Below are 12,513 nucleotides of genomic sequence, written 5' to 3'. Positions count from 1 at the left end.
GTCTCAGGACAGGTCGAGCTCCCGATCGAGCAGTGCGAAGATTTCGTCGTCCGACGCGGCGTCGAGCGGAGCGTCCCCGGCTCCGGCGTCGCTCGCTTCGACGGCGCCGTCCAGCCGGAACAGCAGGTCGCGCAGGCGGACCTTGACCCGGCCGTGCAGCGGCGGCCCGCCCGGCTCGCCGAACAGCGCTTCCTCCAGCCGGTCGAGGCCGGCGAGCACGTCGGTGTCCGCGGGGCTCAGCTCGGCCAGCAGGTGCCCGGCCAGCGCGGCCGGCGTCGGGTAGTCGAAGGCCAGCGTCGTGCGCAGCTTGAGCCCGGTTGCCTCGGTGAGCCGGTTGCGCAGCGCCACCGCGGTCAGCGACTCGAAGCCGAGGTCGGTGAACGCGTCGTCGCCGCCGATCCCGGCCGCGGTGTCGCGGCCGAGCACGTCCGCGGTGTGCTCGCGGACCAGGTCCAGCAGCAGTTCGGCGCGCGCGGGCGCGGGCAGCGCGGCCAGCTTGGCGGCGAAGCCGCCGTCCGGCGCGGGCCGGCGCTCCGGCCCGGTGTGCGGGGCGCGGACGTACGCCTCCGGCAGGGCACCGAGGACGACGTGCTCGGCGGCGCAGACCGGCCGGCCCAGCTCGTCGGCCGCGGCCACCGACACCGAGTCCGGGCCGGTGGCACGCAACCGGACGCGCAGTGCCGTCGCCCCCGCGGTGTGCACGCTCAGGCCGCTCCACGCCGACGCGAGCCAGCCGCCGGACTCCGCCGCGGCGGGGAACAACGCGACCGCCTGCAGCGCGGCGTCCAGCAACGCGGGGTGGATCCCGTAGCCGGCCCCGCTGCCCGCCTCCGGCGGCAACGCCGTTTCGGCGAACAGCTCGCCGTCGCGCGACCAGGCCGCGGTGAGGCCGGCGAACGCGGGCCCGAGTTCGATCCCGTACCCCCGCAGGCGTTCGCGGACGGCCGTGACGTCCTCCGGGCGCGCCCCGGCCGGCGGCCACTCGGCCGGCACCGGCTCGCCCGGCGCCGAACCCGCGGTCTCGGCCATGATCCCGGTCGCGTGCCGGGTCCACGGGCCGCCCTGGGCGGCGCCGACGGAGTCCGGCCGGGCGAACACGCCGATCCGGCGCGCCCCGGCGTCGTCGACCGGGCCGATCCGCACCTGCAGGCACAGCGCGTCCTCGGCGAAGACGACCGGCAGGTGCTGGGTGAGCTCCTCGATCCGGGCGCAGCCCAGCTCGCCGGCCGCGTGCACGATCAGCTCGACGAGCACGGCCGAGGGCAGCACGGTCCGGCCGAGCACGGTGTGCCCGGCCAGCCACGGGTGCTGCGCGGCCGAAAGGCGGCCGGTGAACAGCCAGCCGCCGTCTTCGGCGAGTTCCACGGCGGCGCCGAGCAGCGGGTGCCCGGCGGCCAGCAGGCCGGCGGCGGCGACCGTGGCGTCCGCGCCGGACTCCGGCAGGGACACCGGTTCGGCCACGCCGGGGAAGGCCGCGGTCCAGTCCACACTGGCCCCCGACACGTAGGCCGCGGCGAGCGAGCCGAGGAACGAGCGCGGGCCGGCCTCGCGACGGCGGATCGTGCCGAGCACCACGGCCCCGCCGTCGAGGGCGTCGATCGTGTCCTGCACCGCGACCGTGAGCACCGGGTGCGGGCTGATTTCGGCGAAGACGCCGTGGCCCTGCTCGACCAGCCCGCGGGTGGCCTCGTCGAAGCGGACGGGGTTGCGCAGGTTGCGGAACCAGTAGCGGGCGTCGAGCGCGGCGGTGTCCAGGGGGCCTTCGGTCACCGTGGAGTGGAACGGGACGACGGTGGACACCGGGGTCAGCGGCGCGAGGTCGGTCAGCAGCCGGTCGCGGATGTCGTCGATGTGCCGCGAGTGGGCGGCCAGCCCGACCGGGATCCGCCGGGCCCGCACGCCGTCGGCGGTCAGGTCGGCCAGGAGGTCGGCGACCGCCGCGGAATCGCCGGAGACGATCACCCAGGAAGGCGCGTTCACCGCGCCGATGTCCAGCCCGTCGCGGCCGGTCAGGCGCGCCCGCACCTCGGCCACCGGCAGCGGCACCGAGATCATGTCGCCCCGGCCGGACAGCGTCGCCTGCGCGCTGCTCCACAACGCGGCCACGCGCATGCCGTCCTCATGGGACAGAGCACCGGTCACGCAGGCGGCGGCCACCTCACCGAGGCTGTGCCCGACGACGGCGGCCGGTTCGACGCCGTGCGCGCGCCACAGCGCGGCCAGCGCCACCATGACCGCGAACAGCACCGGCTGCACGATGTCGGCGCCGTCCTCCAGCGTCGGCGCGCCGGAATGTCCACGAAGGACGTCCACAACGGACCAATGGGCGAACCGCGCGAGCGCGGCGTCGCAGCGGGCGAGTTCCGCAGCGAACACCGTCGACCACTCCAGCAGGTCCAGGGCCATCCCCGGCCACTGCGACCCCTGGCCGGGGAAGACGAACACGACCCGCTCGGCGCGCCGGGCGCTGCCGCGCACGACGCCGGGCGGGTTCTGCCCGGCCGCCAGCGTCTCCAGCCCGCGCAGGCCGTCGACGCGGCCACCGGCCAGCAGGACGGCCCGGTGCGCGCGGCCGGTGTCCTCGGCGGCGACCGAGCGCGCGAACGACTCGAACGGCGTGTCCGGGTGGTCGGCGAGGTACCGCGCGAGCCGGTGCGCCTTCGACCGCAGGCCCGCCTTGCTGTCGGCGGAGACGATCAGGGGCACGACGTCGTGCCCGCGGCCGGTGTGCTCGTGCTCGCTGGTCAGGGTCGGGGTGGCCACTCGTTACCTCCCGGGGTCAGGGCAGCCGCACGGAGAACGGGTTCCGGAACACGTCACCCGGGTCCCACCGCGCCTTGACCCGCTGCAGCCGCGGGTAGTTGTGCTGGTGGTAGAGCTCGTGCCAGGCCAGCCCGGAGGCGTTCCACCGCTCGTCCTGGACGTCGAAGTCCGGGTTGTTCACGTAGGACCCGTTGGTGCGCTCGTCCGGCACCGGCACGCCGCCGGTTTCCGCGTAGACGTCCGCGTAGAACTCGCGCAGCCACGCCAGGTGGGGGTCGGGCTGCTCGGAGGCGTCCCAGTGCGTGGAGTAGACGAGCTTGAGGATCGAGTCGCGCTGCGCGATCGCCGTCTCGTCCGGCGCGAGGGCGTTCATCCGGCCGCCGCAGCCGACGAACATCACGCCGGCGCGGTGGTTGCCGTAGTCCTCGCGCAGCAGGTGCCGGTACAGCTTCGCGGCCTGCTCGTCGGTGCAGCGTTTCCGCAGGTCCGCGGCCTTGATCTTGAAGCTCAGCGTGTGGTCGCCGCTGTCGGCGATGCCGCCCCACGACGTCGCGTGCAGCCACGGCAGCTCCTGGCGGCTGCTCAGCGCCGGTTCGACGCCCAGATCGCGGCGGATCGCGGCGACGTAGCCGTCGAGCAGGCCGGCCGCGTTCGGGGCGGCGCTGTCGATCTGTGTCGACATGGCGACGAACTGGGACGCCCGCGTCCCGCACCACAGGCCGCTGTAGAGGTCCTCGTACGGCGAGCCGGGGTCGCTGTGGCGCTCGTACCACTCGCCGTGGTTGCGCAGCAGGCGCGTGAAGGCGGCTTCGCCGAGGGTGTCCCACACCCAGACGTCCTGCTGCACCAGCAGCCGCGCAGGCGGGGTGGGCAGGAGTTCGGCGGGCACGCCGGTCACGCCGGGGATGCGCAGCCAGTAGCGCGTCACGACGCCGAAGTTGCCGCCGCCCCCGCCGGTGTGCGCCCACCACAGATCGTGGTTCTCGTCGCCGGGGTCGCGGGTCGCGACGACCGCCCGCGCGGTGCCGTCCGCGTCCACGACGACCACCTCGACCGCGTGCAGGTGGTCGGAGACGTAACCGAACTTGCGCGACAGCGGGCCGTACCCGCCGCCCGCGATGTGCCCGCCCAGGCCGACGCTCGGGCAGGAACCGGCCGGGATGGTGACGCCCCAGCGCTTGTAGAGCGTCCGGTATGCCTGGCCCACGGTGGCGCCGGGCTCGGCGAAGAAGGCGTCTCGCTCGGCGTCGAAGCCGATCCGGTCCAGTTCGGACAGGTCGATGACCACCTGGACGTCCGGCGCGCCGACCATCGCCTCGACGCAGTGCCCGCCGCTGCGGACCGCGATCCGCCTGCCCTCGCGGACGGCGGTACCGACCGCGGCCACCACCTCTTCGGTGGAGGTGGGCACGCAGACGTAATCGGGCTTGCCGACCCAGCGCTGATTCACCCCGCGCACGAGGTCGGCGTACCGGGCGTCGTCCGGCAGAACTGTTACCACGCCCATCGGTCGCCCTCATTCCCCAGTTTATTCATCCTGGCCGAACACTACGGCGGCGGTCCGGCGCGCTCCAACCCCTAACCCCCCGAAACCACAGCTCGACCTGCCCTTGCTTAGGGGCGCGCTAGGGGTTACCGCCCTGGTCGGCCGCTGCTAGCTTCACTCTGCGGAAATCTTTGTTCTGCTAAAAAACAAGGGCGGGCAATCGTGGCCGAACTCCATTCATGGCACCCGATCGACGAAAACGCGTGCGACGGGGAAGTAATCATCACGGTCGATTTCACGGTCACCGGACGGCCGGAGGCGGGATTCGCCGAACTCGCGAAGCACCTCGAGACGCCGTATGGCATCTGGGAGAGCCTGCCGCCCGCCGTCGGCGACGAGACCGGCATGACCGGCGACGACTACCTCGACCGGTGGACGAGTGAGCTGCGCGCGAGCGGCGCCGAGGTCAAGGCGGTGTTCGGCTACTGCGCGTCCAGCGTGTTCGCGCTCGCCATCGCCGAGCGCATCGCGACCTGGCAGGCGAAGCCGCGGGTGGTGCTCTTCGACCCGACCGCCGCGACCGGCTTCACCGTGCTGCACTACGGCTTCTTCCGCGTGGTGGACGCCTTGGCCGCGGTGCTCACCGAGGACGAGGTGCGGGAGGCGCGCACCGCCGGCGAGGCCGCCCAGCGCACCCACGACGACCTCGAGACGCTCACGAAGGAGTTCGTGCGGCTCTACCGCGAGGTCGGCACCACGGCGTTCGCGCGGGTCGACCTGGACGCCGACCGGGCCGAGGAGCTCGTCTCCTGGTTCAGCAGCTACATGACCTATCTCGTGGCCGCCTCCCAGGTCACCATCACCGGCGACCTCGACGGCGTCGATGTGATCCGCTCCGCCGAACTGCCCGGCGCGCTGGAGATCGGCGCGCGCGAGATCCGGTTCGACATCGACCACTCCGGCCTGCTCAGCCAGCCGGAGGTCGCGCAGGCCGTCCGCGGCCTGCTCCCCTGACCACCCTCCCGGAAGACCAAGCAGGAGAGCTGATGCCGACGTCACCGACCGGTCTGGGCACCGGCACGGAAAGCCAAGCCGAAGCCGCGCTCGCCGGGCACCCCGGCGTCGCACGGGCGCACGTCACCCGCGAGCCCGGGACCGGGCGGCTCGTCGCCCACGTCGTGCCGCAGGACCCCGTCGCCGAAGCCGGCGACGACCGCGCGCGCGTCGACGAGTGGCAGCTCATCTACGAATGGGTCTACGGCGAGCTGCCCGAGGCCGGCGGGCTCGGCGAGAACTTCGTGGGCTGGCACAGCACCTACACCGGGCTACCGATCGAGCTCGCGCAGATGCGGGAGTGGCGGGACGCGACCGTCGAGCGGATCCGCTCGCTGCGGCCCCGCCGCGTGCTGGAAATCGGCGTCGGCACCGGCCTGCTGATGGCCAAGCTCGCGCCGGGGTGCGAGGAGTACGTGGCCACGGACTTCTCCGCGACCGTGATCGAGACGCTCACCGCGCAGGTCGCCGCCGACCCCGCGCTGGCCCACGTGACCCTGCACAACCGCGAAGCCACCGACTTCTCCGGGCTGCCGGCGGACCGCTTCGACACGGTGGTCGTCAACTCCGTCGTCCAGTACTTCCCCGACATCGGCTACCTCGCGGACGTGCTGCGCCAGGCGGCCGCGCTGGTCGTGCCCGGCGGCTCGGTGTTCGTCGGCGACGTCCGGAACCTGCGGCTGCTGCGGGCCTTCCGCGCCGCGGTGCTGGCCGGCGAGGTGGCCGCCGCGCCGGACACGGCCCGGGAACTGGTCGAGAACAGCGTCCTGGAAGAGAAGGAACTGCTCGTCGACCCGGACTTCTTCCCGGCGCTGGCCGCCACCCTGCCCGGGATCGCGGCGGCCGACGTCCGGCTGAAGCGGGCCCGCCACCACAACGAGCTGAGCCGGCACCGCTACGACGCCGTGCTGCGCAAGGAACCCGCGGAGACCGTCGAGCCCGCCCGCACGCTGGCCTGGGACCCGGCCGCGCTGGAGACGCTGCTGAGCGACACCCGGCCGCCGTCCGCGCGGATCACCGGCGTGCCGAACGGCCGGGTCGCCCGCGAGCTGGCCGCGCTGGCGAAGCTGGACACCGGCACCGCGCCCCCCGCGGTGACCGCGCCGGACCCGGAGGACCTGCACGAGATCGGCCGCCGGCGCGGCTACCGGGCCGCGGTGACGTGGTCGGCCGAAGGCCCCGGCCTGGTCGACGTCGTCTACACCCGCGACGGCGAGCCGGACACCGTGCCCGCTTCGGCCGCCACGCCCGGGCTGCCGTTCACCGCGTACGCGAACGCGCCCTCGCTCGCCGCGAAGACCAGCACGTTCGTCGCCGAGCTGCGCGCGTACCTGGCCGCGCGGCTGCCCGCCGAGGCGGTTCCGCACGCCTTCGTCACCGTCGAAGACCTCTCCGAAGGGACCGGACATGCCGACCGCTGAGGGGACGCCGCCGATTCCGGCGACCCGCAAGGAAGAAGGGCTCTGGCTGCTCGAGCGGCTGGTACCCGGCGAAGGCGTCAACAACGTGCCGGGCGTCGCGCTGCGGGTGGCGGGCCGGCTGGACCGGGCCGTCCTGCAGGAAGCCGTCGCGCAGCTGGTACGCCGGTACGACGCGCTGCGGACCGTTTTCCACGCCGGCGAAACCCGGCTCACCAAGTCCGTGCTCACGTCCTTCCCGGTCTGCCTCGAAGGTTCGGCGGACGCCGACGTCGACGCCGGCCTGCGTGAGCTGATCACGCGGCCGTTCACTCTGGACGGAACGCCGCTGCTGCGCGTCGGCCTGTTCCACGGCCCCGAGCACGACTCGGTCGGGGTGGCCGTGCACCACCTCATCTTCGACGGCACGTCGATGTCCATCTTCCTGGAGGAGCTCGCCGCCGCCTACGACGCGGTGCTCGCCGGGGACCTCCCGGACGCCGGCCCGCCCGTCCCGCTCTGGCCGGAGTCCGAGCCGAAGCCGGAGAGCCTCGCCTTCTGGCGCGAGCACCTGCGGGACTTCGACTCCGGCGGCCCCGGCTTGTGGTGCGGCGGCCAGGAGAGCGCGCAGCCGACCCTGCGCGGCGAGCAGCTCGTCCGCCCGTTCTCCGCCGCGGCCAAGGACGTCGTCACCGCGCTGCAGAAGGAACTCAAGGCGCCCGACGTCGTCGTGCTGCTGGCCGCCTACTACCTGCTGCTGCACGCCCACGGCGCCGGCGACGACCTCGCCGTCGGCTTCCCGGTGAACGTCCGCAGCCAGCAGGCCCAGCGCGCGATCGGCTACCACGTCAACATCGTCCCGCTGCGCGTGCGGATCGACCCGGCCGAGACGTTCCGGGCGTTCAGCCGCCGCGTGCGTGACCTGTTCTTCGAGGCGATCGCGCACGCGGACGTGCCGATGGACGTCCTGCTGCCGGAGGTCGAGCGCGCCGGATCGTCCTGGCGCACCACCATGTTCCGGCACGTGTTCAACTACCTGCCCTTCGGCGGGCGGGCGGCCACGAGCATCGGCGGCGCGCCCGCCGAGGTGGTCGAGATCGACCCCGGGCACAGCAAGTTCGACCTCGAGTTCGTCATCCTGCCTTCGGCGGCGGAAAGCCGGGTCAAGGCCGTCTACGGCGCCGAGGTGCTCGACCGCGGCGAGGTCGAGCTGCTGCTGGAGCGCTACGACGCCCTGCTCGTCGCGGCGGCGAGCGCGCCGGACCGGCCGCTGCGCGAGCTGGACGGCTGGGGCGCCACCGACCACGCGGTCCTCGGCACTCCCGGTGCGCCGGCCGGGACGGACACCGTGCTGACCGCGATCGCCCGGCACGTCTCCGAAAGCCCCGGCGCGCCCGCCGTCGTCACCGGCGAAGGCACGACGTCCTACCGGGAGCTGTGGCGGGCCGCGTCGGCGATCACGACCATGCTGGCCGACGCCGGAACGGGACCGGGTGACGTCGTCGCCGTGACCGCCCCGCGCGGCCCGGACCTCGCGGCCGCGATCCTGGGCGGCTGGCTGGCCGGGGCCACGGTCACCACGAACGTCTCCGACGCGAAACTGGTGCTGGACGCCGAGAAGATCTCCTACGCCGTCACGGTGACCGTCGACCCGGACGCCTCGGCCGTGTCCCCGGACAACCCGGCGCTGCCCGGTGTCACACACCGGGAACTCGCCGGCTCCGTCCGGCAGGTCGCCGGGCTGGCGGCCGGCCGTCCGGTGCTGTGGCTCTCGGCAGCCGTTCCGGAGCTGCTCCTGGCCCTGACCACCGGCGTGCCGCTGGTCGTGGCGCCGGACGCGGCCCGCGGCGACGGCCACCTGCTCGCCGGGCTGCTCACCCGCCACGACGTCGGCCTCGTGCACGCCACCCCGCTCGTCTGGGCCCGCGTGGCCGAGCACCTCGGCGAGGCCGTGAGCGGCCGCACCGCGCTGATCGGCGCCGAGCCCGCGCCCGGCCCGCTCGTCCGCACCCTGCGGGCCCTGGAAGCCGACGTCCACACCGTGTTCCCCGCCCGCGGCCGCTGGGTGCTGGCCGACGGCGTGCCGGCTGCGGGGGTCGACGCCGACGTCGTCGCCCCGGACGGGCGGCGGCTGCCGCTGGGCGTGCGCGGCGAACTGCGCCTCGGCGGCACCGCCACCGGCGTGCTCGCGCACTGGCGCCCCGACGGGTCCCTGCACGTCCACGGCCCCCTGGACCGGCAGCTGACGTCCGGCGGCACCCGCGTCGACCTGGCGACCGTGGAGGACGCCCTGACCGCGCACACGGACGTCATCGCCGCCGCGGTCACCCTGCGGCCCGGCGCGGCGGACCTGGTCGCCGTCGTGCAGGCGCCGGACAAGCCGCAGCTCGCAGCCGACCTGGCCCGGCACGCCGAGGCGGTCCTGCCGCCACGGGCACGGCCGACGTGGTACCTGCGGGTCGACGCGCTGCCGGAGACGGCCGCGCACGAGGTGGACCGGGCCGCGGTCGCCGAGCTGGCCGCCACCGCCGGGCCGCCGCCGGAGGCCCCCGCCGAAGCCGCACCCGACGCCACGACCAGCGCCGTCGTGGCGATGTTCGCGGAACTGCTCAAACGCGCCGACGTCACCCCGGACACGAACTTCTTCGCCAGTGGCGGGCATTCGCTGCTGGCCGCCCAGCTCGTCCAGCGGATCCAGAAGCGGACCGGGGTCCGGCTGAAGCTGTCCGCCGCCTTCGCCCACCCGACGCCGGCCGCGCTGGCGGAGCTGATCACCGGGAGCGCCCGATGACCCCGTCCTTCAACCCGGCGCCGGTCCCGTTCAGGCGGGCCGAGACCATGCACGGCCTGTTCGAGTGGTGCGCCTCGCGATGGCCCGGCCGGACCGCGCTGCACCACCGCGGGCGCGACACCACCTACCGGGAGCTGGCGGAACTCGCCGACGCCTACGCGGCCGAACTGCAGGCCCGCGGCGTCGGGCGCGGCTCGATCGTGCCGGTGCTGCTGCCCCGCTCCCCCGAGCTGTTCGCGACGCTGCTGGCGGTGCTGAAGTGCGGCGCCGCCTATGCCGCGCTGGACCTGCGGTGGCCGCCGAGCCGGCTCGGCGAGCTGATCGAGCACCTCGGCGGCCCGGTGGTCGCGGCCGAGCGCGGTGCGGCCTGGCCGTCGGTGTGGTCGCCCCCGTCACAGCCGATCCTGGGCGCCAGGCCGGCCACGGTGGACGTCGGCGCCGACGACCCCTGCGCGGTCTTCTTCACCTCCGGGACCACCGGGACGCCGAAGGGCGTGGTCACCGCGCACCGCGGCAACGTCCGGCTGTTCGACGACTGGCTGTTCACGCCCCTGGACTCCGGCGCGGTGATGCCGCAGGCGCTCGCGGCGACGTGGGACGCCTTCGGCCTCGACTCCTGGGGCGTGCTGTTCAACGGCGGCACGCTCGTGCTGCTCGAAGACACCCTCGAACTGGCGACGAAACTGCGTGACCTGATCGCCGTGCACGGCGTCACCACGATCTTCCCGCCCACCGCGGTGTTCCACAGCATGGTCGACAACGACCTCGACGCGTTCGCCGGGCTGCGGGCGGTGGGCACCGGCGGCGAGAAGCTCTCGCCGCGGCACGCCGCCCGGTTCCTCGAGGCGTACCCGGACATCCCGCTGTACAACATGTACGGTCCGGTCGAGTCGAGCGTCGCGGCCACCTGCCACCGCGTGCGCCCCGAGGACCGCTCCGAAGTGCCGCTCGGCGTCCCGTTCCCGAACACGCAGGCCTACATCGTCGACGGCGACCGCCTGTGCGACGTCGGCGAGAGCGGCGAGATCGCGTTGGGCGGCCAAGGACTGGCGCTGGGTTACTTCAAGGACGACGAGCTGACCGCGCGGAAGTTCGTCACGCTCTCCCTGCCGTCCGGGCCCGAACGCGTCTACCGCACCGGCGACCTCGGCCGCTGGACCGCCGACGGCCTGCTGCACTTCGAGGGCCGCGGGGACCGGCAGGTCAAGATCCGCGGCCACCGCATCGAACTCGACGACGTCGAGCAGAACGCCGGGCGCGTCCCGGGTGCCGGCGCGTGCGCGGTGGTGCCGGTGACCGGCGCCGACGGCGCTTACGAGGACCTCTGCCTGTTCTACACCGGGGAGCCCGGTGAGGACGAGCTGCGGGCCCGGCTGGCCGAGCGGCTGCCCGGCTACCTGGTGCCGGCGCTGGTGCAGCGGCTGGAACGGCTGCCCGTGCTGGAAGACCGGAAAATCGATCGCCGCGCGCTGACCGAACTGGCCGCGCGCCTGCGTACCGCGGCCGCTCCGGCGGCCGACCCGACGCTGTCGGAGACCGAAGCAGCCGTGGCGCGGATCCTGCGCGAGATCATCGGCGTGCCGTCGATCGCCACCGACGTCTCGTTCTTCCGGCAGGGCGGCAACTCGCTGTCCGCCGCCCAGCTGTGCTCCCGGATCAGCCGCGACCTCGGCGTCAAGCTGCGCATCTCCCAGGTGTTCGAGGCGCCGACCGTGCGGGGCGTGGCCGGGCTGATCACCGCCGGGACGCAGTCATGACCGTCCAGGACATGACCACGCAGATGCGGGTGCTGTGGACCCTCGGCGAACTCGGCGACCCCCTGGCGCTGCTGCTGCGCGGCCCGGAAGATCCTTACCCGCTCTACGAACGGATCCGTGCGAAGGGCCCGCTGCACCGCAGCGAGCTCGGGGCGTGGACGACGGTCGACCACGCGACGGCCACGAAGGTGCTGCGCGACCGCCGGTTCGGCGTGCTCAAGTCCGACGGCACGCCGATCAGCCCGGTGATCACCACGTTCGACAACTCGATGCTCGGCGCGGACGGCGCCGACCACGCCCGGCTGCGGAAGCTGGCGACGCCGTTCCTCGGCCCCAAGGCGATCGCCGGCTTCCGCGACCGGCTGACGGCGATCTGCCACGAGCTGCTGGACCGGGTGGACACGAGCCGCGAATTCGACCTGATGACGTCGTTCGCCGACCTCATCCCGGTGACGGTGGTCGCGACGATCTTCGACATCCCCGAGCCGTTCCTGAGCCGCTACCTCGAGCACGGCCCGAAGTTCGGCACGATCTTCGACGAGATCACCTCGGTGGCGCACATCGCGGACGTCCAGCGGTCGCTGGACGAGCTCGACGCGCTGTTCACCGAGCTGATGGAGCTGCGCGTCGCCCACCCGGGCGACGACGCGATCAGCAAGCTCCTCACCGCCCGCCGCGAGGACCGCCTGACGACGCACGAGCTGGTGTCGCTGTGCCAGCTGCTCACCCTGGCCGGCGCGGAGTCGACGGTGAACCTCATCGGCGTCGGCGTGAAGACGATGCTGGAACGACGTGACCAGTGGGAGAAACTGGTGGCGGACCCGGACCTGGCCCCGCAGGCGGCGCAGGAGTCGCTGCGGTTCGAGGCGCCGGTCCAGCAGTCCAGCCGGGTGTCCACCGTGGACGTCGACGTCGACGGGACGCTCATCCCGGCCGACACCGCGGTGGTGGTCCTGACCGCGGGCTGCAACCGCGACCCGCTCGTGTGGTCCGCTCCGGACCGCTTCGACATCACTCGCCCGACCACCCCGGACAACCTCTCGTTCTCCGGCGGCTCGCACTACTGCCTGGGCGCGCCGCTGGCCCGCCTGGAGGCGGACGTGGCGTTCCGCGTGCTGGCGACCAGGCTGCCCGGCCTCCACCAGACGGGCCCGGCCGACCGCCGCCGCTCGGCGATCATCCGCGGCCTCCGCCACCTACCGGTGACGAACGGCTGACGAACACGCGAACGGCCGGCGCCCCACCAGGGCGCCGGCCGTTTGCGTG

7 protein-coding genes are annotated in these 12,513 nt (G+C 73.8%); 5 read left to right on the top strand and 2 right to left on the bottom strand.

Features of this window, described 5'->3' with window-relative positions; all coding sequences use genetic code 11:
* Nucleotides 1-3: 3 nt before the first annotated feature.
* Both AB0M93_RS32300 and AB0M93_RS32295 read right to left on the bottom strand, forming a co-directional pair.
* Nucleotides 4-2,763: an acyltransferase domain-containing protein gene (locus AB0M93_RS32300; protein WP_364280388.1), complete on the bottom strand. Its 2,760-nt coding sequence runs from the start codon at nt 2,761-2,763 to the stop codon at nt 4-6.
* A 16-nt stretch (nt 2,764-2,779) separates the two neighbouring features.
* Nucleotides 2,780-4,270, bottom strand: coding sequence for an FAD-binding protein (locus AB0M93_RS32295; RefSeq protein ID WP_364280385.1), 1,491 nt, complete (start codon nt 4,268-4,270; stop codon nt 2,780-2,782).
* A gap of 201 nt (nt 4,271-4,471) precedes the next feature.
* On the opposite strand from AB0M93_RS32295, the gene AB0M93_RS32290 reads away from it, so the two are divergent.
* Genes AB0M93_RS32290 through AB0M93_RS32270 form a run of 5 tightly spaced genes read left to right on the top strand, consistent with a single transcriptional unit; the run spans nt 4,472 to nt 12,464 of the window.
* On the top strand, nt 4,472-5,263 hold the full coding sequence (locus tag AB0M93_RS32290) for a hypothetical protein (RefSeq protein ID WP_364280382.1): 792 nt from the start codon (nt 4,472-4,474) through the stop codon (nt 5,261-5,263).
* A 32-nt stretch (nt 5,264-5,295) separates the two neighbouring features.
* Nucleotides 5,296-6,723 (top strand): methyltransferase, encoded by a 1,428-nt coding sequence (locus AB0M93_RS32285; protein ID WP_364280379.1) that lies wholly within the window; start codon nt 5,296-5,298, stop codon nt 6,721-6,723.
* Nucleotides 6,710-9,490 (top strand): condensation domain-containing protein, encoded by a 2,781-nt coding sequence (locus AB0M93_RS32280; RefSeq protein WP_364280377.1) that lies wholly within the window; start codon nt 6,710-6,712, stop codon nt 9,488-9,490. The genes AB0M93_RS32285 and AB0M93_RS32280 overlap by 14 nt, the downstream gene beginning before the upstream one ends.
* Nucleotides 9,487-11,247 (top strand): non-ribosomal peptide synthetase, encoded by a 1,761-nt coding sequence (locus AB0M93_RS32275; RefSeq protein WP_364280374.1) that lies wholly within the window; start codon nt 9,487-9,489, stop codon nt 11,245-11,247. Before AB0M93_RS32280 ends, AB0M93_RS32275 begins: the two co-directional genes overlap by 4 nt.
* Nucleotides 11,244-12,464: a cytochrome P450 gene (locus AB0M93_RS32270; RefSeq protein WP_364280371.1), complete on the top strand. Its 1,221-nt coding sequence runs from the start codon at nt 11,244-11,246 to the stop codon at nt 12,462-12,464. The genes AB0M93_RS32275 and AB0M93_RS32270 overlap by 4 nt, the downstream gene beginning before the upstream one ends.
* Nucleotides 12,465-12,513: the final 49 nt, after the last annotated feature.

The organism is Amycolatopsis sp. NPDC051102 (assembly GCF_040682815.1).
Classification (GTDB): Bacteria; Actinomycetota; Actinomycetes; order Mycobacteriales; family Pseudonocardiaceae; genus Amycolatopsis.
The sequence above is the reverse complement of the archived record's forward strand: the minus strand, read 5'-3'. Positions and strand labels throughout refer to the sequence as shown.

Bases quoted from the DNA above. Each gene is read 5' to 3' on its own strand.
- AB0M93_RS32295 (WP_364280385.1), bottom strand. From the start codon at position 4,270: ATGGGCGTGGTAACAGTTCTGCCGGACGACGCCCGGTACGCCGACCTC.
- AB0M93_RS32285 (WP_364280379.1), top strand. From the start codon at position 5,296: ATGCCGACGTCACCGACCGGTCTGGGCACCGGCACGGAAAGCCAAGCC.
- AB0M93_RS32270 (WP_364280371.1), top strand. From the start codon at position 11,244: ATGACCGTCCAGGACATGACCACGCAGATGCGGGTGCTGTGGACCCTC.
- AB0M93_RS32280 (WP_364280377.1), top strand. From the start codon at position 6,710: ATGCCGACCGCTGAGGGGACGCCGCCGATTCCGGCGACCCGCAAGGAA.
- AB0M93_RS32275 (WP_364280374.1), top strand. From the start codon at position 9,487: ATGACCCCGTCCTTCAACCCGGCGCCGGTCCCGTTCAGGCGGGCCGAG.